The sequence below is a fragment of the Microbulbifer variabilis genome (assembly GCF_020524905.1).
In the GTDB taxonomy this organism is placed as follows: Bacteria; Pseudomonadota; Gammaproteobacteria; order Pseudomonadales; family Cellvibrionaceae; genus Microbulbifer; species Microbulbifer variabilis_A.
In genome coordinates, this window is sequence record NZ_JAIVKI010000006.1 from 56437 (window position 1) to 82513 (window position 26077).

A 26077-nucleotide genomic window follows, 5' to 3' on the forward strand; every position below is an offset into this window, starting at 1 on the left:
CTGTTCCATTTCTTATCGTTGTATTTGTGGTAAAGATTGCACGATAAGCGCGCAACCTCAAGCAGCGGCTATCAGGTGGAAAGTAATTATCCTGTTCCTTGCAATGCGTAAACCGTGGGCTTGTTGATTATCTTCCATACAGAAAGCAGGGTAACCGAGGCGGTTAGGCCGATAATAAGTAGTGGTGGTAGCAGCCAGCCCCAGAGGCTGGTTTCAATACTGAACTCGCTTTGCTCAAGCCAAAGTGCCAGTGGGACTATTACCAAAGTCGCTACAGCGATACCGATAATTACGGGAATCAAGCTATCGATTAGGGTGTGATAGAAAATTGTCGCTGGGCGGGCGCCGATTGCCATGCGCACGCCAAGCTCAGTACGCTGCAGTTGCACGCTGTAACTGAGCACACCAAAGATACCGACGGCAGCGAGGCTGAGTGCCAGTAATGTTAGGGCGGTGGTTACCCAAACTGAGACCCGGTCATTGCTTAGGAGAAGGTCTCGCGCCTGCTCCAGGGAGAATAGCTCGGAAACTTTGTACTGCCTGTTTACTTCAGCAAATTCCCGATTTACCTCTGTGGTGCTGAGCGGTTGGTGAGGCTTATGCCTGAGTACGAGTAGGGGATAGCTCACATTGATACCGCGCACAAATAAGCGGGCGGGTTCCTTTTTGCCGGGCAGGCTTGCGTTACGCACTACACCGACCACTTGGTAGGGCAAATCACCTAGCCAGTAGTAGCGCTTGCCTAATACTTCTCCATCCGGTTCCAGCTGCTGGGCCAGGGTTTCGTTAACGAGCATCATGCGATTGTTATCGGAAAACTCAGCCGCATTGATATGGCGGCCAGCTACCAGTGGCATACGCAAAATGGAAAGGTAGTTTTCGTCGACTACTGTGGTCTTGGCCATCACCGGGTTTTGTCGGCTAGCATCATGGCTTAGGGATGTGGTCCAGAGTGGCCGGCTGATAGAGATAGGCGTGTTTAAGCTCAGGCTGGCATTTTGTACTTTAGGGTGTTCCAGCAATCTCTGCCTGATGGCCTTCAGATAACTCTCTCGCTCGGCAGTGGGGGAGCTCCTAAGATTGCCGATATTCAGAGTCATGACCTGAACGTTGTCAAAAGGGAAACCAAATGGCTGGTTAATCAGGCGATTGGCTTGCAGGAATATCTGTAAACTGGCGACGATAAGTAAGCTGGTCATCGCCACTTGGCTACTGATGAGTACCTTGCGGATTAGAGGCGAGATCTGTACACCGGAGCCTTTGCCGCTGCTCTGCAGCATTTGATTCAGTGCGCGGTAATTAACCTGGCGATTGACTATGGCTGAGAAGAACAGGGCGAGAAGTAAGGCACACAACAGTGCAAAAACCAGTGTCTGCCAGTTTAAGGTGAGCTCTTGAATGCGAGGAATTTGTTCCGTAGCCATCACCTTTAATACTTCCGTCGATCCCAGGGCTAAAAGTAGAGAAAGTAATGCAGCCCCTAACATAAGTGGGCCGATTTCACACAGCAGGGCCAAAAAGATATGTTTTTTGTGTGCGCCCAACGCGACCTGTATCGCCATATTACGTTGTTGTTTGGCAGCGCGAGAAAGAATCAGATTGGTAACATTGGCGCAGGCAATTAACAGAAGTACCAGTGTACCGCCCATAACTATTAGGGTTCGTGTGGCGCTGTCGCCAAGGATTTTATTGGCGAAGGGGGTGAGTCGGTATTCAACGGACCTTTCTACCGAAGAGGATCTTCCCGCTAGGGCCGCTTGATACTGGGCATCCATTAATGTGCTCAATTCATGCCCCGCGCTGGCGGGGTCAATGCCCGGCTTCAGCTTTCCTGTGAGCATGCGAAAAGGCAGGAAGCCTCTCCAATTATTTCTGTGCTCTATTTGTGTATCGTTAAAGTCCCAGGGCAGCCAGACCGCCGTTTGTCGGCCCTGTTTATAGATTTGGGGTACAACGAAGTCTTTGGCAGTGACGCCGACAATACGAAAGTCCACCTCCCCAAATTGCAGGCTTTGCGCCAAGACATTTGGGTTGCGCCGGAACATCTGCTCCCAGGTTTGATAGCTGATAACCGCCACGGGAACCCGGCTATCGAGCCCTTCATCGGTATTGAATTGTCTGCCCAGGGCCAGGGGTGCTCCAGCCAGCTGGAGATATTCTGGAGAGACATAGGAAACTTTAACCCGTGGTGATCCGGATAAATTGCGGACCACATCTTCCCAGAAGTACACCAGGGCGCTGGACTCGAAGAAACTGTCGCTCTTATAGATTTCAACCAGGGCGGGGTATTGGCTGTTGTTTTCCAGCCGCAGCTGCTTGTTCTGGTAGAGATTACCATTCACGACATACAGCCGATCTTCGTCTGGGTAGGGGAGGGGCGCGGCTAGCAGTTGGTAGTTGAGATTAAAGAGCGTTACCAGGGCGCCGAGGGTGATGCCCAGAGTCAGAATAATAGTGGTGGCATAGCTTCGCGCCCGGTTGAGGGACTGGAGGGCAATGGACAGGTCCTTTGTGGTGATCATAGGGCCATCTCATGGGGCTCTTTTATGGGCTGCGGCGTTGAGATTTTTCCATCCAGCAGATGCAACTGGCGGCTGGCCATGTCTGCATAACGAGGGTCATGGGTCACCATGCACAGGGTGGTCCCTTCACTGTTGAGCTGCCGCAGCATTTCCATTACCGCAACGCCATTGTGGGAATCCAAGTTGCCGGTGGGCTCGTCCACCAGCAATAGGGACGGATTGCCAACTAGCGCCCGGGCTATGGCGATTCGCTGCTGTTGGCCACCGGATAACTGATTAGGTTTGTGAGAGGCCCGGTGACTCATTCCTACCTTCTCCAGGCAGTGTTTCACTTTTTTGTCGGCTTCAGACTTGGGAATGGGATTGCGTCGGTATCGCAGGGGCAGGGCGATATTGTCGTAGACAGAGAGTTCGTCAATCAGGTTAAAGGACTGGAAGATAAAGCCTACTTTCTCGTTGCGAATAGTCGCCGCCTCACTCAACGACAATTGAGCGACTTCGGTGCTCTCAATCTGATAGCTGCCGCTGGTGGGGAGGTCTAGCAGGCCGAGAATCGAGAGAAGTGTGGATTTACCGCAACCCGAGGGGCCGCAGATAGAAACAAATTCCCCCTGGTAAATACTCAGGTCAACGCCCCGCAGGGCGTGGGTTTCCATTTCCTCGGTGCTGAACACCTTAGTGATCCCGGCCATATGAAGGATCGGCTTGGACATAGCGAACTCCCTGTTCTCGCTTTAGGTTTCAGGCTTTAGTCAACAATCTGGAGATGCTCAGCCTCATTAAAATGGGTCATATCCGAGAGGATGATACGGTCCGCTTCATTAACGCCTTGGGTGATCTGGATATATCGGCCCGACTCCTCTCCAAAGCTGATGGGTTGGAGTGCCGCTTCCTCCCCGTTTTCGTTGATCAGGAAGAGGTTGCTCTCACTGTGACGCTGTACATTGATAGGTCTCTCGACGAACAGTGTATCTTCCATAGTGGTGGTGAAGATCCGGGCATCGACGTTGAGTTGTGGCCTGGCAGACTCAGGGGCGCCTGCACTAAAAGCAATTTCCACTTCAATATTGCCGTCCCGAACCTCAGGGGTAATACGGGTTACCACACCCTCGACTTTTTCCCTGCGGGTATCAATTTCAGCGGTCTGGCCAACCTCCAGTTGCTCAGCTTTGGATTGTGGTACTTGAACCAGGGCGAGTAGATCTGTCTCGCTGCCGATCAGCGCCAGCTCCTGCCCGGGAACGACACCTTGCCCCAGCTCTACCGGTAGCCGTTGTAGTATGCCGTCCAAGCCGGCGCGCACGGTCAGGCGGTCTGCGCGCTGCTGGATACTCTGCAGTTGGGTATGGGCCTGGTTGATCTGCTCGTGTTGGATTAACTCTGATTCCACGGTGACCTTGTGCAGGTGGTTGATGCGCTGTTTTTGCAGGTCCACGCGCTTTTTCATCTGCTCTTGACGTAGAACGGTGGTCTGGTAGGTGAGCTGGGAAACCACTCCACTTTTTACCAGAGCATCCTCGGCTTCACGGCGCAGCTTGATGACCTGGTAGTTGGAGTTCAGTTCGGCGAGTATGGCTTCCTCGGCGAGGACATCCCGCTGGTTGTTGAGAATAAGCCGGCGCAGATTGGCTTTCTCTTGCTCCAGAGTGGTTTTGGCTGCATCCAGTGCACGTATTAACTCTGGATTGCTCAGCTGCATAATGACACTATCGCTTTGCACTTCCGCTCCGGGGCGCAACAAGATTTTCTCAACGTTTGCTGCGGTTAGAGCGGTAATTAGGGTTTGCTTGTCTGAGCGCAGCATGCCGTATCCATCCACTACAACTTGTAAGTCCCCGCGCTGCACAGTACCCATCATTAATTGTTTACGGGCAACTTTATATGCTCCCTCTGAGGTCAGTAGGAGGCTACTGGTGATTGCGACAAATGCAATAGCAACACCGCTGAGGATCAGTGGGTGTTTGAATAGGGGGCGTTTTTTAGGCTTGATGATATCCATATCGAGTACTTGCAATCAGTAAACTGTTATCGTCTTAAAAAATCTCAATATGCTTGTTATGAAGTGATAAAAGCCAACAAATTGCGGTGAATCCTCTTTGAAAACAAGATAGGCCGAAAGGGGAGTGCTGCTCTTACCACCTACTTGAGCAGAGTGTTCAGCTTTGGCTGGTAAATCGGGGGCGGAAGTCGTAGTTATTTCAGTTTAATCAAGCGTCGATTTGCAGCCAGGATTGAGAGAGCGTCTAGGCTTGCACATTAATAAAGCCCCAAGGTTATAACCATGCATGCAACCCCTAGCCACAATGTTCGCCTGGATTATGACCAGGTGATACAGGATATCGCTGATTATGTACTTAGCAATCAAGTCTGCTCCGATGAAGCTTGGCAAACAGCGCGATACTGCCTGATGGATTCTCTCGGCTGTGCCTTTTTGGCATTGCGCTTTCCTGAGTGCACGAAACTGCTTGGCCCCCTGGTTGAGGGAACCTGGGTGCCCAATGGGGCCCGTGTGCCGGGTACCCAATTTCGTATGGACCCGGTAAAAGTTGCCTGGGATATAGGCTGCACTATCCGCTGGCTGGATTTCAACGATACCTGGTTGGCCGCTGAGTGGGGGCACCCATCTGACAATCTTGGCGCCATACTCGCAGTGTGTGATTACCTGTCACAAAAGCGGCTGAATGCAGGAGAAGTGCCCATAACAATGGGAAAGGTATTGGAGGCGATGATCAAGGCCTATGAAATCCAGGGGGTACTGGCATTACAGAACAGCTTTAATCGTGTCGGGCTTGATCATGTATTGTTGGTTCGTGTGGCTTCGACAGCGGTAGCTGCCTGGTTGATGGGGGGAGAGCGGCAAGAATTACTGGCAGCGATTTCTCAGGCCTGGGTGGACGGCAGCGCCCTGCGGACCTACCGACATGCACCCAATACCGGCTCTCGTAAGTCCTGGGCGGCAGGAGACGCTACTGCAAGGGGGGTGTACTTGGCGGATATGGCTCTGCGTGGTGAGATGGGTATACCAACTGTCCTTACGGCGGAACAATGGGGCTTTTTTGACGTTGCCTTCAGTAAGACCAATGCCGATCAGACGGTAAAGCCAGTGGAAGAACGGCAGTTCAAGTTTCCGCGCCGATACGGTTCTTATGTAATGGAAAATATCCTCTTCAAAATCTCCTTTCCGGCGGAGTTTCATGGCCAGACGGCCTGTGAGGCTGCGATTTTTTTACATCCACAGGTGAAAAATAGGGTGGCGGATATTGATAGGATCGTCGTGACCACCCACCAATCTGCAATACGAATTATTAGTAAAAGCGGTCCTCTCTCCAATCCGGCAGATCGCGACCACTGCCTGCAATACATAGTGGCTGTGGCTCTTTTATTTGGAGATTTGCAGGCTGGCTATTACGAGGATGAATTCCATCAGGCTCACCCGGAAATTGATGCGCTGCGCAGGAAAATTACGGTTGTGGAAGATGGTTGCTATTCCAAGGATTACCTTGACCCGGATAAACGCTCTATTGCGAATGGTGTGCAGGTATTTTTTAAGGGGGGCAAGGCAACAGAGAATGTAGTGGTGGAGTACCCCCTCGGTCATCGTCGGCGCCGTAAGGAGGGTATACCGCTTTTGCTGGATAAATTTCGCTCCAACCTGGCTTCTCGTTTCCCCTCAGGCCAAACGGAAAATATCTTAGCTTTATTTGCCGATCAGCATCAGTTGCAGGCAATGCCAGTGCATCTTTTTATGGAAAAGTTGGTTATTTGATGGGCTACCGCAACGCGGCTTTGGGATTTCCAATAAAAAAAGGCGGCCATAGGCCGCCTAATTCAAGCTCTCAAGTCATACGACGGTCAAACAGCTCTTCCCAATTTGGATGACCGCCGTTACAAGTGCTCTTAGAACTTGTATTCAGCACCGATACCGGCGTAGCTGCGGTCGTAAGTGATTTTGATATCATCATCAATTACTGTGTCAGCAGTTTCGTCGGTGTAGAAGCCAAATACTTTAGCCGCGCTGTTGAACTTGTAGTCAACGCCCAGGCTGAAGGTTTCACCACCTTCTTTCTTAATGTCAGACTGACCATACTGAGCTTTCAGAGTCCACTGCTCGATTTTGTAAGCTACAGAGCCCATCCAGCCATCAACGTTTTCGCCGTCAGCGTTTTCTTGGTCTTCGAACAGAGCACCAACTTGTACTGGGCCGATGTTGTATTGAGCTACAAAGCGCTGAACGTCAACGTCCTGGCCTTCAACGTCTTGGTCGAAAGCATAGGCCATGTAAACGCCATTGTTATCGTAAGCAATAGAAGTAGAGATACCGTTGTTGCGCTCTTCACCAGTTTCTTCGTTGATTACTTCATCTTTGTTGCTGATGTAAGCAGCAGAAGCTTTGAAGCCAGCGAAAGACGGAGTAGTGTACTGCAGAGCGTCTTCTTCGCGGTTGTCGCTGTTGGTGATCAGGCTTTTGATATCGCCTTCCAGGTCGTTGAACAGGTCAACTTTCTTCTGGGCCGCTTTCAGAGGGGTGTCGAACTTACCCGCGATTACCTGACCAAAGCCGCCTTCCAGGCCAGCGTAAATATTGCGCTGGGAGAAAGTCTCGTCAGCATCGCCATCCATATCTGCTTCGTATTCCATACGGTAGATACCATAGATGCCGTCTGTCAGAGCGATTTTACCTTGTACACCCAGGCGGGAGGCATTGCTTTGAACGTCGGTTACAGAGCCATCACCTTCGTCAGCAGACTGAAAGGTAACATTGGCTTTGCCGTAAAAGTCGAGGACATCGCCTTCTTCTTGGGCGCTGGCCAGAGTAGGGATCATGGCAACAATAGCCAGAGAGAGAGCGGTCTTATTCATAGTCGTCTCGCACAGTTTATGGTTGTGGGTTGAGGGGAAGCCTTCCGTTCAGTCTTTTGGTTACCCCTCGATTTGGTGCGGATTTTGCGACCTGAATATTACAAACATGTTAAACATGGCATTTTTCTTAAAAAAATATGACCAACAGGTGCCATGAATAACAGTTAAGGCAGCCACAATGCGGCATGGCGCGTCGGTTACAGGTGTTTTTTAGTTCTACGGTACCTGTTTTGTAAGGCGAGTCAAAATACTGAATGCATCGCTATTAAAGGGCTTTTTACAGGGATGAGAGCCAAAGAATTTGTACAAAAAATACACGATTTGGGTGTTGAACGATGGCATAAATCTACTCTCTGGCTATGGAGCCTTACCCTAGCTCTTTGGGTGTTCTCTCTGTCGATAGCGGTTATTGGCGTGCTGCCTGTGTTGCCGGAAATAGGGGGGGTACTGTGGGTTTACCTTATTGCCTTTCTGCTGTTGCTTGCCCTTCCTCAAAGACGCTCTCTCTCACTATTACTCGTCTTCTCATTACTTGGAGCTCTTTGGGCACTGATAAGCAATAAAGCAGCGCTTGAACAGCGTTTAGCCGAATCGGCACATGGCATGGATCAACGCCTAAAAGTTGAGGTTGTATCCCTGCCCGAAGTGAGAAATTACCATGCATTACCGGGTGTCAGTACCAAGGATGTGCGTTTCCAGGCGAGGGTACTGGAAGCAGGAGCAGGGGGTATTGATTCAGGCAGTCTCCTCTACCTCACCTGGTATCGTGCGGACAGGGAGGTACAAGCGCGTTTGCGCGGTAATAGCCACTGGGTGTTAACGGTGCGATTAAAGCGCCCGCGCGGTAGTGTGAATCCCCATACCTTTGATTATGAGGGCTGGCTTTTACGGCGTGGCGTATATGCAACGGGCTATGTGCGCACTCAAAATGGTGATCCGCAGTGGTTGGAGCAGGGTGGAGGGCTATCAGCGCTGAGAGACACTTTGAGGGAGAAGATCCAAAAGCTACCGATAAATCAGAGTGCCTTGGTCACAGCGCTGTTATTGGGAGATCGCAGTGATCTTTCCTATGCCGACAAAGATCTCTTAAGGCAGACAGGAACAGCACACCTTCTGGCAATATCGGGCCTGCATGTGGGCATGGTGGCTGGATTCTTACTTCTTCTGGGGCAGATTTTGGCGCGAGCTTTGGGGGTGCTGCTGGGTGCCAGCCCCAGGTGGTTACCAGTACTTCTGGCGCTCCTTGGCACCTTGGCCTACACCCTATTAGCCGGCGCCCCTCTTTCTGCCCAGCGGGCCTTGGTGATGACCTGGGTCTTGTTGCTGGCTTGGCATTGGCGGCGACGGGTAGGCGCTGGCATGGCCTTTTCCCTCGCTTTGGCACTAGTGCTGTTTATCCAGCCATTGGCTTTCTTTGGCGTAGGGTTTTGGTTGTCATTCACAGCCGTGGGTGCACTTCTTTTGGGCTTTTCTGGGCGTCGTTCCGCTTGGAAAGCGAGGGTGGCTCCGATCGGTGTAAAGGGGGTTGGGGCGGGCGTTGATGTGGGGGTGAAAGAGCGCATAGGAGCTTCGCTTCTCCGCGGGTCCTCCACCGTTGTTCAATTATTGCGCAGTCAATGGCTGGTGGCTTTAGGGCTGATTCTGCCGTCGATAGTGTATTTTTCCGGGTACAGTTCGGGAGGGATGCTGCTGAACCTATTGGCAATCCCCTGGCTTGGCTTGGTAATACTGCCGGCCTTGATGCTCGGCACCTTATTGATGGGCACCGTTCCAGGGATCTGGTGCCTTAAGTTTGCCGATTGGCAGCTGGCTCTTCTGATGGGAATGCTGGAGCACGCTAGGGATCTTGTACCTACCTGGCAGCCTTTGTTGCCGCCTCAAAGCGCAACCCTACTCATCTTATCCGCACTGGGAGCCCTATTACTGATTTTGCCTAGAGGGGTACCGGGGCGCTATCTGGGGCTCTTGTTTCTGCTCCCAATACTGCAACCGCTATTGCCTGTGTCGGCCCCTGGTCGTCAGGGCCTTACTTTCACCGCATTGGATGTCGGCCAGGGGTTGGCCCTCTCTATCCGCACCCAGGAGGCAAGTCTTGTCTTCGATACCGGCCCAGTTTCCTCATCGGGTTGGAGTGCTGGAGGGGCCATTGTTGCCCCTTTTCTGAGTGGAGTTGGGGTGAGGGCACTCGATGCATTAGTTGTAAGCCATGGGGATCGAGATCATGCCGGCGGGGTGGATGCACTGTTGCAGTCTTTGTCTGTCAGTAATTTCTATGCTCCAGGGCAGTTGGGAGAGAAGCTGGCGGGGGATTTCGATATTCGAACAAACTTCTGTGTCGCGGGTGAATCGCTTTTCTTTGGTGATCTCACTTTACAATGGTTGTGGCCACTGCAAAAAGCGGTTAATGGCGAGGAAAATGACCAAAGCTGCGTAGCTCTGATTGAGTGGCAGCATATACGCATTTTACTTACTGGAGATATCACAAGCTCGGTAGAAAGCCGTCTTGTGGAACTCTATCCGATGCAAAAGCCGGTGGATTTATTGGTGGCACCACATCATGGTTCCAGGACATCTTCATCACAGGCTTTGTTGAGTTGGGCAAGGCCTGGACGGGTAATATTCAGTGCGGGATACCGCCATCATTTTGGTCACCCTCATGCGGATGTTGTTACACGCTACCGCGCGATGGATGTAGAAATTTTCAATACGGCACAGAGTGGTGCTATCGAATTTTATTGGCGTAGTGGCGCTTCGGAACCTGTAATAAATCAGGGGCGTTCCACGCCACGGTTTTGGTATGCGGATCACAATGGTGAGGCTGAGCCGGGTGGAAGACTTAGCCGCCGAGAGTAGCTATGATAAAGTGCGACTCCTGCGTCTAGGATGCAGAAAAAAATTCCAGAAATCCCTCTCGCTGTTTAGGGCCAAGAAAAGTGTTTGAAATAATAAAATCTGGCGGCTGGCTGATGTTGCCGATCCTGTTCTGTTCCGTTGCTGTTATTGCTATCAGCATTGAGCGTTTTTGGACGCTGAATCCCCAGCGTATTGCACCGCGCACTTTACTTGGTGAAGTGTGGGTGTGGCTGAAAAGCAACCAGGTTAATGGTGAAAAACTAAAAGAGCTGCGTGATTCCAGTCCACTCGGAAGAATTTTTGCCGCAGGCCTTTCCAACTCCCGCTATGGTCGTGAGGTAATGAGAGACAGTATTGAAGAGACCGCGAGCCAGGTAGTGCATGAGCTGGAACGCTTCCTCAATGCCCTGGGTACCATTGCTGCAGTTGCACCACTGATTGGTTTGCTTGGAACGGTGATCGGCATGATTCAGGTGTTCACCGCCATTATGCTGGAAGGCACCGGAAATGCTGGTATTTTAGCCGGTGGTATCAGCCAGGCTCTAATTACTACGGCGGCGGGACTGACTGTGGCGATTCCGGCACTGATGGCCCACAGGTTCTTCCAGCGCCGTGTGGATACTATCGTGGTCACCATGGAACAGGAAGCCGTGAAGCTGGTGGATGCTTTGCACAGTGATCGCAAAATTGAAAATGCGGCCTGAGTGAGGTAGCCATCCATGCAATTTCGCCGCCAAACCAAAGAGCAGGATGGGGTAAACCTTACGCCATTGATCGATGTGGTCTTTCTCCTGCTGATTTTCTTTATGGTGTCGACCACATTCACCAAAGAGAGCCATCTGAAATTGAATCTGCCCGAGGCCGCAGGGCCCCAGGCAGAGGAACAGCCACGAGCTGTTGAAATTCTGATCAGTGCCGATGGCTCCTATTCAGTGAATGGTCAGGGGTTGATCAATAAAAAGTTGACCACTTTGAAATCTGCGCTGTCGGAAGTTTCTGCAGGCGAGTACAATCGCCCGCTTGTGATAACCGCCGACGCCACAGCTCACCATCAGGCCGTGGTGCGGGCAATGGATGCCGCTGGACAGTTAGGCTTTGTCAACCTAAGCATTACTACACGGCAACCAGAAGAGAACTAGCACGCTTGGCTTCGTTTTAAGGTCCGCTATGGACTCTTATCCCTGCTAGCCCTGCGAGCGCACTCGCCCCCTTACCCTAGGTTTTGGGGGCGAGTCCAGTCATTGGTCTGTATGAAGAAAGTAATCATGCCCCCCAGTAAACCTCAGCACGGGGCACACACTTACCGACGTTTACTCGCCTATGCCCGACCGCACTTGGCCATTTTTGGTGTTGCGGTACTGGGCTTTTTCTTATTTTCCGTCATGGGAGTCAGCCTGATTGCCGTTACGGAACTGCTGCTCGATGCGGTGGGCGCTGGTATTCAGGAGAGCCGTGGCTTTCTGTCGAAATATGTAGCCTCCTATTACTCCGATGGGGTAATGCCGCAGGAGACCGCACGTTGGCTGGTACCGCTGGCCATGCTAATCATTATCCTGCTGCGTGCGATTGGTAACTTTGTTGGCAGTTATGGTCTTGCCTATGTAGGACGCGCGATAATTCACCAGTTACGCTTCCAGTTATTTGAAAAAATTGGCCAGTTGCCTAGCGCCTATTTTGATCGATATACCGGGGCTTACTTGATTTCAAAAGTCTCTTACAATGTCGAGCAGGTCACCAACTCCATTACCAAAGCGGTCAAGGTTTTATTTCGTGAGACCTTCACCACCATCTCATTACTGGCATATCTGTTGCTAGTGAATTGGAAGCTGACATTAACCTTTTTCCTGTTCGCCCCTCTGATAGCTCTTATTGTGCGCACTGTGGGCAAGCGATTCCGCAAATTGAGCCACCGCATCCAGAATTCCATGGGCGATGTCACCCACGTTACCCAGGAGGCCATTAATGGCTATCAAGTGGTACGGATGTACGGCGGCCAGGGGTATGAAAACTCACGTTTTGAATCGGCTAGCGACAATAACCGCCGACAATTTATGAAACTGGTGGTAGCTAATAACGCCAGCGTGTCGGTGATTCAAATTCTGGTTGGGTTGTCTACCGCCACCATCGTGTGGTTGGCACTGGCACCGGGCATGGTGGAATCCATGACTGCCGGTGTTTTTGCCGCTTACATCGGTGCGGCTGCTTCACTGGCTAAACCGGTACGCAGCCTTTCAGAAGTTTTTGCGGACATTCAGAAGGGGATTGCCGCGGCAGAAAGTATTTTCGAGGTAATGGATACGCCCAGTGAACCGGAGGGTGGCCGTGAGGCATTGCCCAAACCTGTGCGTGGTGCGGTTACTTTTGAGTCTCTTGATTTCAGTTACGATAAGGCCGCTCCCCAGGTTCTATCGAATATCAGTTTCTCGGTAGAGCCGGGCGAGACAGTTGCACTGGTCGGCGCCTCGGGCTCTGGTAAGACGACCTTGGCAAGCCTGCTCGCCCGCTTTTACGATCCTACCGGGGGGCGAATTCTGATCGATGGGGTCGATATTTCAACGGTTCCACTTCAAGATCTACGCCGACACATCAGCATGGTGTCGCAAAATATTGTGCTGTTTAACGATAGCGTCTATCGCAATATTGCTTATGGCGAGCTGGAAGGCGCCCCGAAGGAGAATGTCTTGCGGGCTATTGAGTTGGCGCATGCGACAAACTTTATCGAAGAGCTGCCACAGGGGTTGGAAACTGTACTGGGGGACAATGCCCAGATGCTTTCCGGAGGCCAACGGCAGCGATTATCGATAGCAAGGGCGCTCCTTAAAGATGCGCCAGTGTTGATTCTCGATGAAGCAACTTCGGCTTTGGATAATGAATCCGAGCGCCATATTCAGTTGGCTCTAACGGAAGTCATGAAGAATCGCACCACCTTTGTGATCGCCCATCGCCTCAGTACCATAGAGAACGCCGATCGCATTTTGGTCATGGAGAAAGGGCGCATCGTAGAGAGTGGCAGGCACAGCGAATTGCTCGCCCGTGGTGGGCGTTACGCAACCTTATTACAACAGCAGACAATGGGTTAGGGCACTGGATGTCACTGGAAGACTGGTTTAACAAGCGCTGGTATAAGAAAGACGGCACAAGTCCCACTTTATCTCTGCTTACCCCCTTGGAGTTGCTCTATAGCGGGGTGAGTAAGCGGCGCAGAGTAATCAGTTCCCGAACCCCTCCCGAACCTTTGCCCGTTCCAGTAATTGTTGTCGGTAATATTACTGTCGGTGGTGCCGGTAAGACGCCGCTGGTGGCGGAGTTGGCTCGCTGGCTAAAAGAGCGCGGCAGAAACCCCGGCATTGTCAGCCGCGGTTATGGCGGCCGTGCGGAGCAGTATCCCTATCAGGTAACGGCCCAGTCGCACCCCTTGGAGTCCGGCGATGAGCCGTTGATGTTGCACTTGATCACTGGGGTACCGGTGATGGTTTCCCCTAATCGTAGCGAAGCGGCGAGAGCGCTTATAGATTACCACCAGTGCGATGTCATCCTCTCTGATGATGGACTGCAGCACTATAGTCTCTGGCGTAGCCTGGAAATTTGTGTGGTGGATGGTAGTCGAGGCCTCGGCAATGGCCACATGCTTCCGCGAGGTCCGCTGCGTGAACCGGCCAGCCGCCTAGAGAATGTCGACTTGGTGGTGAGTAATGGTGAGCCCGAAGCCAGGGTGAAGCAGCAGTGTGGGGCCTTGCTGGAATACCAGATGACCTTGGAACCCTCTTGCTGGCATCAGTTTAACCTCGATCAGACTTCCACTTTGCGTTTAACTTCCGGTCCTGAGCCTGGCCCCTGTCACGGGGTGGCGGCGATTGGTAACCCCCAGCGGTTTTTCCGCGAGTTACAGCGTATGGGCTACAAGGTGATGGAACAGTCCTTCGCGGACCACCACCAATTCAGCCCCCAGGAGCTGCATTTCGATGGCGAGACCCCAGTGATTATGACGATGAAAGATGCGGTGAAATGTCGCGATTTCTGGGAGAGTCACTGGTGGGCGCTGGAAGTGCGCGCCAGAATGCCTGATCTTTTCTATCAGAAGGTGCACCAGCATCTGCAACAGTTTTTTGATGATGAAAAATAAACACTCATTTGATGTCATTATTCCTGCCCGTTTTGGCTCCAGCCGTCTACCGGGCAAACCCCTGGCAGATATTGCCGGTAAACCCATGATCCAGCATGTCTTTGAGCGGGCATGCGAGAGCGATGCCGAGCGGGTCATTGTTGCTACCGACGATATGCGGGTAGCGGAGGCGGTTCGCGGCTTTGGCGGCGAGGTGTGCATGACCTCTGCGGATCACGCTTCGGGCACCGACCGTTTGCAGGAAGTGGCCAATAGCCTCGGTTTGGAAGGTGATCGTATCCTGGTAAATGTTCAAGGTGATGAGCCCTTGATCCCCGCTCAGGTGATCAATCAGGTGGCTGCGAACCTTGCAGAAAATACTCGTGCTGGCGTCGCGACTTTGTGCGAACCAATTCATACGGTGGAAGATTTCCGTAACCCCAATATTGTTAAGGTGGTCACAGCGGAGTCCGGATTAGCCCGCTATTTCTCCCGCGCACCCATTCCCTGGCCCCGCGATGCATTTGCTATTCACGCCAATGAACTCCCAGAAGGGCTGGAACCGCGCAGGCATATTGGTATCTATGCTTATCGTGTAGCGCTTTTGCAGCGATTTGTTACCTGGCCGGTAGCACCGTTAGAGCAGTTTGAAGCATTGGAACAGCTGCGCTTTTTATATCACGATGAACATATTCATGTGGCTGATGCCTGTGCGGAGGTTCCTGGTGGTGTAGACACTGAGCAGGATCTTCAGCGTATGCGCGATCTGCTCGGTTAAGAAATTACTTGCATGATAGAAACCGATATCGACCTGCAACCCCACAATACTCTGGCAATCTCGGCACGCAGTGCCCATTTTGCCAGAGTCCGCAGTTTGGACGAGCTTCGCGAAGCCCTGGTCTTTGCCCGGGCTAAGAAACTACCGATTTTGCCCTTGGGTGGTGGTAGTAATATTGTGTTGACTGGGGATTTCCCCGGTCTCGTTATCCAGGTGGATTTGCGCGGCCTGTCTTTGCAGGCGGAAGCGAATAGCCATTCTATTGAAGCTGCTGCTGGAGAAAACTGGCACCAGCTGGTAATGACTACCGTTAACAATGGCATTGGTGGTCTTGAAAATCTTTCTTTAATTCCCGGTAAGATCGGTGCCGCACCGATTCAAAATATTGGCGCCTATGGTGTCGAGTTATGCGATCGCTTTATGAGCTTGCAGGCCATGGAGATTGCCACCGGTGAGTTACATGATTTTGGCAAAGACGATTGTGACTTTGCCTATCGGGACAGTGTATTTAAGGGGCGTCTGCGGGATCAGTATATTATCACCCAGGTGAATCTACAGTTGCCCCAAGAATGGTTACCGCGAGTAGACTACCCAGCATTGCAACAATATATCGTAGGGCACAACTGGGAAATTGATAGTCTCACTCCGATTCAGGTTGCGCAGGCAGTTATTGATATCCGCAGTAGCAAACTCCCTTTGCCAGATGAAATCCCTAATGCCGGTAGTTTTTTCAAAAATCCGGTAGTGGATACTGATCTCTATCAGAGCTTGAAAGCCGAACACCCCGATTTGGTTGCTTATGCAGCGGGTGAGCATTGGAAGCTCGCTGCTGGCTGGTTAATCGATAGAGCTGGTTGGCGCGGTTTGCGTCGCAGAGCGGTAGGTGTGCACGAACGCCAGGCACTGGTGCTGATTAATCCAGGTAGGGGAGCTGGTGGTGAATTAGTTCAACTTGCCCAAGACATTGCTGAGGATATTCATACAAAATTTGGAGTTTATCTCGAGCCTGAACCGCGTTTTTACCCTTAAGGCTTAGTGAACCCGAGTTGGATTTTCTGAGTGCAGAGTTATGTACCTCCCTCCGCCCTTCAATCTTCATATGGCAGGGCTTTATGCTGATTTCTGGACAGTATGATGTTATAACTCAAGGAAATTAAAAAAAATTTATATATTTCAAAAAAAACAGAAAAAATTTTCTTTTCTCCGAACAGTATTTTTCGCAGTCATTGCAGAAATGTTCTCCTTGAGCGCAGGAAGATTACTTGGTACGTTTTTAAGCTATAATTAATCGCTATATATAGGCCAAGATCCTGCGGTGAAACATCCGTTCAGCAGCATTTGAAACGGTGGTTTAGCTTTGCAGTAGCGTTTTTGTCTGGTATGTTTCGACAGGATTCTTGGGGTGGGTCTACACGGGGTAGTTTCTCCGTGAGTAAAAAGAAGAACGCAGTTCAAAGAGCACGCGCGAGGGGATTGTACGCTGCGTAGCCACTGCACTTATCCGTAGTTGGGGATAGCTTGATCAAAGTCTTAGTGGTGGATGATCACGACCTTGTGCGAATGGGGATTTCGCGCATGTTGAGTGACGTCGAGGATATAGAGGTTGTTGGCGAGGCGAATTGTGGCGAAGAAGCGCTGGAATTTGTGCGTGAGGCTGCGGTCGATGTCATCCTGATGGATGTAAAAATGCCTGGGATGGGTGGCCTTGAAGCTACCCGAAAATTACTTAACCGCTGCCCACAGGTCAAAGTGGTTGCTGTAAGTGCTTTGGATGATGATCTGTTTCCCGGTCGCCTTATGCAGGCTGGTGCTATGGGCTATGTAACCAAGGGCGCAGACCTCGAAGAGATGGTGCGTGCAATTCACACCGTCATGAATGGTGGGGTTTTTATCAGTAACTCAATGGCCACTAAAATGGCCTTGCGCAATGTCTCTGGTCAATCGGACAGTCTTTCTCCTTTTGAAAAACTTTCCAAGCGCGAATTGCAGACCGCCGATATGATTGTGAATGGGGCAAAAGTCGCTGAGATCGCCAAGTCGCTTTCGGTCAGCCCAAAAACTGTCAATAGCTACCGTTATCGGATTTTTGAGAAGCTAAATATTAATAGTGATGTGGAACTGACCTTGCTTGCCGTTAAATACCAAATACTCGACCCTGAAGCGGCACTCTAAAGATCAGTGTGTTCACTGAAATTGCAAGACCGGTTGCCAGATGTTCGATAGCAAGCGTTTTCTCTCCACGGTTACTCGCAAGCCCGGTGTCTATCAAATGTTTGATGCCGATAACCATATTCTCTATGTGGGTAAGGCGAAGAATTTACGCAACCGGCTTACTAGTTATTTTCGAAGCACCGGGCTCACCGCCAAGACAATGGCGTTGGTGCAAAAGATTTCTAATATTGAGGTAACGGTCACCCGCAGTGAAACAGAGGCTTTGGTGCTGGAACAGAGCCTGATCAAATCCCAGCGACCGCCTTACAATGTGATGTTGAAAGATGATAAAGGTTATCCTTATATCTTTCTTTCCAGTGTTGATACCTTCCCTCGTATCGCCCTGCATCGTGGGGCAAAGCGAAAAAAAGGCCGCTACTTTGGCCCTTTTCCCAATGCTTCCTCCGTGCGCGACAGCCTGAATTTTTTGCAAAAGACCTTTCGTATTCGCTCCTGTGAAGACAGCGTTTTTCGCAACCGTTCCAGGCCCTGTCTGCAATATCAGATTGAGCGCTGCACGGCCCCTTGCGTGGACTTTATTAGCCCTGAAGAATATCGTCAGGATGTTCGCCATGCAGAAATGTTTCTTGCCGGTAAGAGCGACAACATTGTCCGCGAGTTAGCCGATCAGATGGATGAAGCCTCGAAGGCGTTGGAGTTTGAAAAGGCCGCACGTTTGAGAGATCAAATATCCGCTCTACGGCGCCTTCAGGCCCACCAAGTGGCGGAGGGGGATACGGGGGATGTAGATGTCCATGGTGTTGCTAGTGAGGGCGGTAGCTGCTGTGTACATGTACTCTTTATCCGCCAGGGAAGAATTCTTGGCAGTCGCAGCTACTTTCCCAGTGAACGCTTGGGTCTAAGCCATCCGGAATTACTTTCGGCCTTTGTTCCTCAATTTTACCTCGGGAGTCCAAGGGAAATTCCCCGTGAAATTTTAGTATCGGAATCTATTGAGGATCTAGTACCGCTGCAGCAGGCACTCAGTGCCCAGGCGGGGCGTGAAGTTGCAGTTACTCATAAGTTGCGGGGTAGGCGCGCAACCTGGGTGGAAATGGCTCAGCAGGCGGCTCAACAGAACTTGAGTAGCCGCACGGCAGCGCAGCAGAAGTTGTTCAGCCGTTTTGAAACACTTCAAGAAGTGCTTGGTCTTGAGCAGTTGCCTGAACGTCTGGAATGTTTTGATATCAGTCACTCTTCGGGAGAGGCCACAGTTGCTTCTTGTGTCGTTTTTGATACTGGTGGCCCAGTTAAGTCAGACTACCGTCGCTTTAATATTGAAGGTATTCAGGCTGGAGATGATTACGCTGCAATGGGGCAGGCGCTTAAACGTCGTTATACACGTCTGTCGGGAGGTGAGGGTAAGTTTCCCAATATTCTGTTAATTGACGGCGGTAAGGGACAGGTCAGCCAAGCGGTCGACACCCTTAACGGTCTAGGGGTCGTCGGTGTTCAGATAATCGGAGTGGCCAAGGGCACAACCCGCAAAGCAGGTTTTGAAACCTTGCATGTCGTTTCCAGTAATAAAGAGCTGGTACTCTCCGCCGACTCTCCTGCGTTGCACCTGATTCAACAGATTAGGGATGAAGCACACAGATTCGCCATTACCGGCCATCGTGCAAGGCGTGACAAAAAGCGCAGGGAGTCTCCGCTGGAGGGGGTTGCTGGAGTGGGTCCTGCACGCAGGCGCGCATTGCTTCGCCATTTCGGCGGGTTGCAGGAGATCAAGAAGGCGACAGTAACTGAAATCGCGAGCGTAGAGGGGATCAGTCGCAAGCTCGCACAGGATATATACTCGGCACTACATCATGAATAAAAGTGCAGGGCATAGGTAGCGGATTTTTCTCCAGGTTTCTCATTGAGCGTTTCAATTTGTCCCATGGCTTGATAACGTACGCCCTCCGCAAGAATAGAGAAAAGCATGACACTCGCCAACCAACTCACACTGCTTCGCGTCGCACTGATACCTGTCTTGGTTTTGGTTTTCTATTTACCTTACAAATGGAGTTACATCGCTTCTGCGATTATCTTTGCTGCTGCCGCAGCCACTGATTGGCTGGACGGCTATCTGGCAAGAAAACTCAACCAGAGTACGGCCTTTGGTGCCTTCCTCGATCCTGTTGCCGATAAGTTGATGGTGGCCACTGCGCTGGTGTTACTAGTGGGGCTTCATAAAAATGCTTGGTTTACCGTGGCTGCAGCCATCATTATTTGCCGTGAAATCGCAGTATCGGGGTTACGTGAATGGATGGCAGAGCTGGGACAACGCAGTAGTGTTGCAGTGTCTTATATTGGCAAGATCAAAACAACGGCACAAATGGCAGCCATCATCGTATTACTGGCTTTTGATGTCCGTGATTTTCCAGTGATGGAAAGCCTGGGCTATTTGTTGCTGTATGTTGCCGCAGCGCTTACTTTGTGGACTATGGTGATGTATCTCCGGGCTGCCTGGCCGGTTTTAATGGCGGATAACCACAAGTCGTCATAATTTAGATACAACCTCTCCTGACGCTCCTTGCCAATTGCACGGAGCGTTACTCTCTTTGCTTTCCTCTCTCCGTTTTCCCTCTTTCATCAAAGGCAGAATGACAAATTCTTTGATGTGAAGAGTTTGTCACAGAGATTTCTTATCTGCCGCTAGAAGCATCCTTTCCTCTTTATCCGTCTTCTACAGTGATGAACTGGGCCTACGGTTCTCAATGATGAGCTTAATTGTCCCAGTGCTCCACTGTGTCGTCTTTTACTTGCTAGGTGGTGATTGGGTTGAGTGATATTCCACTCGTGAGTATGAAAGGTCGCTCGGAGCTGACATTGCGGCTCTTTCATGGTGAATCCATTAGTTAGTGCGATCACGCCGCTTCCATTGGTGGGGTTCTATCGGAGAGTCGACCTCGAATGTTATGGGCGGTGGCACATTAATCGTATGTGTTGACCTAGCGAAATTCATTTACATATATGAAGGGGTAGGTTAAGGGTGAAGAGTAAAATAAATACACTCTCCATTTTGATTATCGGGCTATCAATAGTTTGTTATCACTTAGCGCTCCGTGCGGATGAACCACCAAGAGGTAAGTTGCAGATTGAGTTGGAAAATGATGCACCTTTTCAGACAGATCGGGACTATACCGGCGGCATCTTTATTCGTTGGAGTCCTGTTGGCAAGCCTTACACCTTTCGGTTTGGTCAGGAGATTTATACCCCGGATCATCTTGGTAGATCAGAACCTATCCATAATGAACACCCTTATGCGGGGTGGACCTATCTTGGTGTCAACTACAAATATCTGTTATCTGATCAATGGTTGATCGATTTTACTTTCGATGCCGGAACCGTTGGCCCTAGGGCAAGTGCTCGTGAAACTCAGAAGTTTATGCACTGGATGGTCTCCTCATCGCCACCTGATGGATGGGATTCACAGGTTTTCAATGAGTGGGGCCTGATGCCAGAGCTGAAGATGGATTACCGTCTACTACAGGGGGGGGTTGGTGGCACAAGCTACCGGTTAGTGCCTTACCTTCGATGGAAAACAGGTAACATCGTAAGGGATTATGGTGCTGGGGTTCACCTGTTATTAGGTAGCTCCTTGCCGACTTTCAGTTCAGTATCTTCACTTCCGGAAAGAGAGCGATATTGGTATTTAAAGGCTGGATTGGAGCATAAAACCGTCCAAAGAAATGTGTTGATGGAGGGTAACTCAAAGGTAAAAAGTGGGACAAAAATCTTCAGTTATGGTGTTACTCCAGAGAGAGAGATGACACTAACAAACCTTGGTATTTTCTTTGGCCGTGGGACTTATGAGTTTGGTTTTGATATTAGGTATAACACAAAGCTCTACGCCTCCCAGAGGCTCCCCGATGAAGGTTTCCTGAGCCATAATGGAGCACCTATGGGTAACTTTGTAATGTCTTTGATTCTCACCAAGCAAATTTGAGGCTTATGTAAACAGGTGGGTAGTAGATACCCACCTTCATATTATTACTTAAAAAATAGTAACGAACCTAGTGCCGATGGCAACGTAAGGTTACTGGTAAATTTTGCAGAAGGTTCACTGATACTGATACTGGTTCAGGCTAATGACCCCACTTCTATTTACTTTGATTGAGGGGAGTAGTGACTTGCTTAAGCCGATCTTTGCTTCCAGCTCATAAGGGATAGAGTCTTGGTTCAGGTTAATGAGGTCAACTGCTGCAAAGATAGAGCCTACTAAGCTGGCTGTTGCATCCACCGCAATGTCGTCCTGACCATAGGGAGCAATAGGCATAAGATTGTTTGACGTGCCGGTTAAGACTTTATGCCCACCGAGCCGCAGGGTATAGAAAAGACCCGAAAGAGCCAGCTCACTATTATTGGGATTGAAAACCCTAAGGTGAATTCGGAACCGTAGGTTGTTACCAGCCCTTGCTGGCAGGGGTTGTACCGCAATAACTTCCACCTCGGGTTTTTGAAAATTTGGTGAGAGTGTCGCACAGCCGCTAACGCTAAAGAGCATTGCAATCAATAGCAATAGTGTGAGTCGGTAGTTTTTTTCCACTGTGATTCCCTAATCCTCTATCCACTTGTTTATCCACCGGTTAAGTTGGCTAGGTGAATATATTTTGATCATCTTGGACGTATATTGCCAGTTGATCATTTATTAATCTACATGGCTCCTGACATACCACGACTTTATCGGTTATAACCACAACATTGGGCAACACTACTGATATCTGGAAATCGTAATGAAGAAGTGGTTTTTAAGTTTGACAACACTGGCACTGGTATTGTTCGCGAGCTGGAAATGGCTTTTGATTCCAGCGGTTGAGCAAAAATTAAACAAGATAACCTTAGGTGATTTCCTTGAGGTTTCTGAGCAAGCCAAGGCATTGCATAGTTCACTTGTTATTGGTGATTTGCATGCGGATAGTTTCCTCTGGGCTCGTGACCTTTCAAAGGAGGCTGATTATGGTCATCTGGACCTGCCTAGGGCCCAACGGGGTAATCTTGGGATACAGGTTTTTACTTCAGTCACCAAGTCTCCCCAAGGCCAGAACTATAGCGAAAATTCTGCAGATGCTCGGGATAATATTACCCTGCTAGCGGTTGCGCAGGGGTGGCCGCCTAGAACCTGGGATAGCTTGCTTGAGAGAGCCCTTTACCATTCCGAGCGGGTAAGTGCTTTACAAAGATCCGCGCCTGAACAGTTCCATGTTGTTTATACCGCTGAAGATCTGCGTCAGGTTCTTAAGGGGAGGGAGCAGGGAGCTAATACTCTTGCGGCAATTCTTGGTATTGAAGGAGCCCATCCACTGGAAGGTGATTTGTCTAACATTGATCGTTTATATGATGCTGGTTTTCGGGTGATGGGGCTGCAACACTTTTTTGATAATGAGCTGGGTGGGTCATTGCATGGACAGAGTGGAGCAGGCTTGACGGCGTTTGGTCGCGCTGCCGTTCAGGAGATGGATCGCCGCTCCATTATTATTGATGTTGCTCACTCCTCTGAGTCTGTAGTGAAGGACGTATTGACACTGAGCGAGCGACCCTTAATCGTTTCCCATACAGGGTTGAAAGGCAGTTGTAACTCACCGCGCAATATTAGCGATGGCTTGATGCAAGAAGTCGCAGAGCGGGGTGGTTTGATAGGCATCGGCTTTTGGACGGGGGCGGTATGTGATAACAGCCCAGGCAATATTGCCAAAACACTTCGTTATGCCATAGATCTGCTGGGAGTAGATCATGTTGCCCTTGGATCGGATTATGATGGTAGTGTTGAAGTCTCATTTGATGTTGGGGACCTGAATGTATTAACCGCTGAAATGTTGAGGCAAGGATTTACAGAGCAGGAGATTCGCAAAGTGATGGGGGAGAATATGCGGAACTTTTTCCTGAACTATCTTCCTTGAGCGAGTTTCTGATTATAGCTTGAGTCTCATCAGGCAAAGGGAGACTATGCGGGTGATGATCGAATCAGTAATAATTTCGGCCGGGCACTCTGCTTTTAGGTGCTGAGAGCATTTAGAAAAAGTGGAAGATTCGGCAGACGTTTACTTTGCCTACCTATACCGCTATGTGGAGGGATCTGCTTAAGATATCGATTTGAATTATTTTTGAAAGTTTTATCTTTGGGCCTTAATGCTTCTCTCATTCTATTGCTTTGAGTAGTGAATGTGAAAAGCCACAGTCACTTATTATGTATTTTCAAAGTTTTATCTTGTCTTTAACTGTTTCAAATAAAGCTTCATTACAGTTAACTTTAAAACCACAATGATTAGCTAAATAAATGGGATAATAATCGACACCAATGAACTCTTTTAGAGTCTTCTTCAGTCTGGGCGAGTGATGAATGCCTAGATTATGAGTGCAAACTGTTTGTAATCGACCCTTTAGGCCGTGGTAAGGACCTGACAGGGGTTGTGGTCCTTTATTTCCTCAGGGGATACATCTTCCTTGCCGAGGCAAGAGGATTTAAAGAAGGTTATGCAAAGCCAACACTCAGGTCTATTGCTCAGATGGCAAAGCGCCATGGAGTCCATACAGCACTTGTGGAAGATAACTTTGGTGGTGGCATGTTCACCGAGCTTCTGAGGCCGGTCCTGTACGACAGCTACGCGTGTGGTGTTGAGGAGACAAAATCACAAGGGCAGAAAGAAAGGCGAATCATTGATTGCCTTGAACCGGTAATGATGCAGCACAGGCTTGTAGTAGCTCCCTCAGTTATTGAGAGGGACTACGAAAACAACAAGAGCGAGATTCGCTACAGCCTATTTTATCAGATGACCAGAATCACGTATGAGAAGGGAAGCCTCGTACATGATGACCTTATTGACCCTCTCGCAATGGGGGTTAAGTTCTTTACAGACCGTATGGCAGTTGACACTGCAAAGGTGAGCAGGGAGAACAGAGAGCAGGCTATTGATGACCTGCTGAACAATGTAGAGAAGTTTATGAGTACTGGCAGTACCGTTGTGTCCGCTATGGACGCCTCAGGAACCACTGTCAGCCGTCCGAATGGATACGTCCAGTAAGCCGTTTAAGATTCGTTGAAGATGCCTGTAGAGCCTGTGAGGGGCTTTGCAGGCATTTTTTTCTGTCCAGAAGTTACCATTTCACGACATGGTAGGTTCTGTTAGATTACAGTCATAGGATGTAAGACACATTTAATTATTCTAGTTAGTGCTGTAGGGTGATATGCAAGAATTAGTTGAGAGCCTAATTTCAAAACAATGCGAGGGTTTATGGTGGGATTTTAAACAAAAATTCCCTTCTGAGCTTATTGATATGCTGCATGACATTACTTGTTTAGCAAACGTAATTCATGATGGTGACCGCTATTTAGTTTATGGCGTAGCAGATGATTATGAAATAGTGGGATTAGAAGAAGACGATAATCATCACACGCAAGCTGATGTAATTAATTATCTTCGTCAGCAACCCTATGCCGAGAATTGCGAACCTCAAATTAGCCTTACAGATATCGAGTACGAGGGAAAGAAGTTAGCAATTCTTACTGTAAAGAATATACGATTAAAGCCTTACTATTTCACTAAGGAAATACGGAAGGGGAAGCATTTGTTGAGGGCTGGTACCATCTATTCAAGAGTAGGGGATACAAATACTCCGAAAGACTCTTGTGCTAGGCCTAAAGATGCTGAAGCAATGTGGCATGAAAGGTTTGGATTAGGTTTGAGACCGGATGAGCGCTTTTCAGTGATCTTAGAGGATGTGGATAACTGGGAGTACAATGGTATTGATGGTGCATACTATATCCTTGATCCGGATTATAAACTCGAAATAGGCGAGAAAGAATATACTGGGGGGAATTATTGGTGGCAAAATGAGCTTGCCGAGGAGCCGATTAAATTTAATTACTTACTGAAATTTAAAGGCGCTACATTACATGAAGTTCCGGTGGTGAGATTTCAGAAGGAACAATTATGCATCCCCTTTCCTGATATTTCAGAAGGAACAATTATGCATCCCCTTTCCTGATATTGAATATATTATTCAGCCAGAACACAAGGCTCCTCTGGAGAAAAGTTTTTATTGTGACTTGTTTTATTATGAGAAGGGTACCTTGAAATATTCATTATATTTGCACCTGCGAAAAAAGGAATCTGCCGTGCCATCCCTTGGCTCTCCGGTAAAAAGTCAAGTCAAACCCCCGATAGTATCATTGCCATTTTTTATGGTGGACGATAAAAGTGAGGTGGATACTCTTTGCGGAAAGCTTGCAGATGCTTATGATGAATTTTCTACTAATTTCCATTCAATTATCGCTGACAGTATACATCAAGGGGTAGTATCAAATCGATATCAGATTGAGCGGGTTTTCTCTGAATGGGCGTTTTCTAGGATAACTGGAAAAGCTAGTTATTAGTTTGAGTGAACGAAAAAAGCCTTTGAAGGAAATAGTAGATATGGTAATGCATATCTTAAGGAGATTTCTTTTCATTCTTACTTCACTAGTAGGCTTGGCTGTTGGAGTATTTGAGCTAAGAGATTATTTAACAAAAGATGAGCCTGCTGAGTACGCTGTATCCATACCCTTATCTATGGAGAGTTTTTGATTGAAAAGAGATATTTTGCCGGTCCGAGTACGGAATACACATTAAGAGAACTTTAGACTTAGAAAGCATCTTCCCATAAGTATCTAAATAGACATCTAGACCCGTATATTGCGCGAAGTGTCTATTCCCACGCTAATCCCACTCCAACTAATCAAAATACTTTGGAGGTATATGGTTAATGAGCTTGGAGTTTTTGGGCTGCTTA

Annotated in this window: 20 protein-coding genes and 1 pseudogene; 16 read left to right on the forward strand and 5 right to left on the reverse strand. The window is 49.4% G+C overall.

All coding sequences use genetic code 11. The annotated features are described in order from the left end of the window. Window positions 1–86 precede the first annotated feature (86 nt). From LC073_RS09060 to LC073_RS09070, 3 genes are read right to left on the reverse strand one after another with little or no spacing between them, the layout of a single operon-like run. Window positions 87–2522, reverse strand: a complete 2436-nt coding sequence (locus tag LC073_RS09060) for an ABC transporter permease (RefSeq protein WP_226646292.1) — start codon at window positions 2520–2522, stop codon at window positions 87–89. Then, a complete protein-coding gene (locus LC073_RS09065; RefSeq protein ID WP_226646294.1) occupies window positions 2519–3235 on the reverse strand; it encodes an ABC transporter ATP-binding protein in 717 nt (238 codons plus the stop codon). The genes LC073_RS09060 and LC073_RS09065 overlap by 4 nt, the downstream gene beginning before the upstream one ends. A 35-nt stretch (window positions 3236–3270) precedes the next feature. Continuing rightward, the gene (locus LC073_RS09070; protein WP_226646296.1) at window positions 3271–4521 is read right to left on the reverse strand and encodes an HlyD family secretion protein; all 1251 of its coding nucleotides are present in this window, start codon (window positions 4519–4521) and stop codon (window positions 3271–3273) included. A gap of 282 nt (window positions 4522–4803) precedes the next feature. Between LC073_RS09070 and LC073_RS09075 the strand changes: the two genes are divergently transcribed. Continuing rightward, complete coding sequence (locus LC073_RS09075; protein WP_226646298.1) at window positions 4804–6288, forward strand: bifunctional 2-methylcitrate dehydratase/aconitate hydratase; 1485 nt, start codon at window positions 4804–4806, stop codon at window positions 6286–6288. 131 nt (window positions 6289–6419) lie between these two features. Here LC073_RS09075 and LC073_RS09080 read toward each other — a convergent pair whose 3' ends face one another. Further along, a complete protein-coding gene (locus LC073_RS09080; protein ID WP_226646300.1) occupies window positions 6420–7382 on the reverse strand; it encodes a porin in 963 nt (320 codons plus the stop codon). A gap of 285 nt (window positions 7383–7667) precedes the next feature. On the opposite strand from LC073_RS09080, the gene LC073_RS09085 reads away from it, so the two are divergent. From LC073_RS09085 to LC073_RS09135, 11 genes are all read left to right on the forward strand, one after another. Beyond that, window positions 7668–10235 (forward strand): DNA internalization-related competence protein ComEC/Rec2, encoded by a 2568-nt coding sequence (locus tag LC073_RS09085; RefSeq protein WP_226646302.1) that lies wholly within the window; start codon window positions 7668–7670, stop codon window positions 10233–10235. Window positions 10236–10315: 80 nt separating this feature from the next. Continuing rightward, window positions 10316–10939, forward strand: coding sequence for a MotA/TolQ/ExbB proton channel family protein (locus LC073_RS09090; protein ID WP_226646304.1), 624 nt, complete (start codon window positions 10316–10318; stop codon window positions 10937–10939). Window positions 10940–10954: 15 nt separating this feature from the next. Further along, window positions 10955–11374, forward strand: coding sequence for an ExbD/TolR family protein (locus LC073_RS09095; RefSeq protein WP_226646306.1), 420 nt, complete (start codon window positions 10955–10957; stop codon window positions 11372–11374). Window positions 11375–11500: 126 nt separating this feature from the next. After that, window positions 11501–13315 carry a lipid A export permease/ATP-binding protein MsbA gene (msbA, locus tag LC073_RS09100; RefSeq protein ID WP_226646309.1) on the forward strand — a complete coding sequence of 605 codons (1815 nt, stop codon included), beginning with the start codon at window positions 11501–11503 and terminating at the stop codon, window positions 13313–13315. Window positions 13316–13323: 8 nt separating this feature from the next. Then, entirely contained in the window at window positions 13324–14358 is a 1035-nt protein-coding gene (gene lpxK, locus LC073_RS09105) for a tetraacyldisaccharide 4'-kinase (protein ID WP_226646311.1), read from the forward strand. Further along, window positions 14348–15115, forward strand: coding sequence for a 3-deoxy-manno-octulosonate cytidylyltransferase (gene kdsB, locus LC073_RS09110; protein ID WP_226646528.1), 768 nt, complete (start codon window positions 14348–14350; stop codon window positions 15113–15115). The genes lpxK and kdsB overlap by 11 nt, the downstream gene beginning before the upstream one ends. 12 nt (window positions 15116–15127) lie before the next feature. Continuing rightward, window positions 15128–16144 (forward strand): UDP-N-acetylmuramate dehydrogenase, encoded by a 1017-nt coding sequence (murB, locus tag LC073_RS09115; RefSeq protein WP_226646313.1) that lies wholly within the window; start codon window positions 15128–15130, stop codon window positions 16142–16144. Between the two features lie 489 nt (window positions 16145–16633). Then, window positions 16634–17287 (forward strand): response regulator, encoded by a 654-nt coding sequence (locus tag LC073_RS09120; protein WP_226646315.1) that lies wholly within the window; start codon window positions 16634–16636, stop codon window positions 17285–17287. 40 nt (window positions 17288–17327) lie between these two features. After that, window positions 17328–19142 (forward strand): excinuclease ABC subunit UvrC, encoded by a 1815-nt coding sequence (uvrC, locus tag LC073_RS09125; protein ID WP_226646317.1) that lies wholly within the window; start codon window positions 17328–17330, stop codon window positions 19140–19142. A gap of 105 nt (window positions 19143–19247) precedes the next feature. Continuing rightward, window positions 19248–19814: a CDP-diacylglycerol--glycerol-3-phosphate 3-phosphatidyltransferase gene (gene pgsA / locus LC073_RS09130; protein WP_226646320.1), complete on the forward strand. Its 567-nt coding sequence runs from the start codon at window positions 19248–19250 to the stop codon at window positions 19812–19814. Window positions 19815–20300: 486 nt separating this feature from the next. Continuing rightward, on the forward strand, window positions 20301–21257 hold the full coding sequence (locus LC073_RS09135) for a lipid A-modifier LpxR family protein (protein WP_413231442.1): 957 nt from the start codon (window positions 20301–20303) through the stop codon (window positions 21255–21257). Window positions 21258–21371: 114 nt separating this feature from the next. Here LC073_RS09135 and LC073_RS09140 read toward each other — a convergent pair whose 3' ends face one another. Next, a complete protein-coding gene (locus tag LC073_RS09140) occupies window positions 21372–21857 on the reverse strand; it encodes an LEA type 2 family protein (protein ID WP_226646325.1) in 486 nt (161 codons plus the stop codon). A 187-nt stretch (window positions 21858–22044) separates the two neighbouring features. Here LC073_RS09140 and LC073_RS09145 point away from each other — a divergent pair, with 187 nt between their 5' ends. From LC073_RS09145 to LC073_RS09160, 4 genes and pseudogenes are all read left to right on the forward strand, one after another. Further along, window positions 22045–23208, forward strand: a complete 1164-nt coding sequence (locus LC073_RS09145) for a dipeptidase (protein ID WP_226646327.1) — start codon at window positions 22045–22047, stop codon at window positions 23206–23208. Window positions 23209–23640: 432 nt separating this feature from the next. Continuing rightward, window positions 23641–24330, forward strand: a pseudogene (gene terL / locus LC073_RS09150) (phage terminase large subunit); the annotation flags it as partial. Between the two features lie 163 nt (window positions 24331–24493). Further along, complete coding sequence (locus tag LC073_RS09155; protein WP_226646329.1) at window positions 24494–25294, forward strand: ATP-binding protein; 801 nt, start codon at window positions 24494–24496, stop codon at window positions 25292–25294. 85 nt (window positions 25295–25379) lie between these two features. Beyond that, the gene (locus LC073_RS09160; protein WP_226646331.1) at window positions 25380–25682 is read left to right on the forward strand and encodes a hypothetical protein; all 303 of its coding nucleotides are present in this window, start codon (window positions 25380–25382) and stop codon (window positions 25680–25682) included. Window positions 25683–26077: the final 395 nt, after the last annotated feature.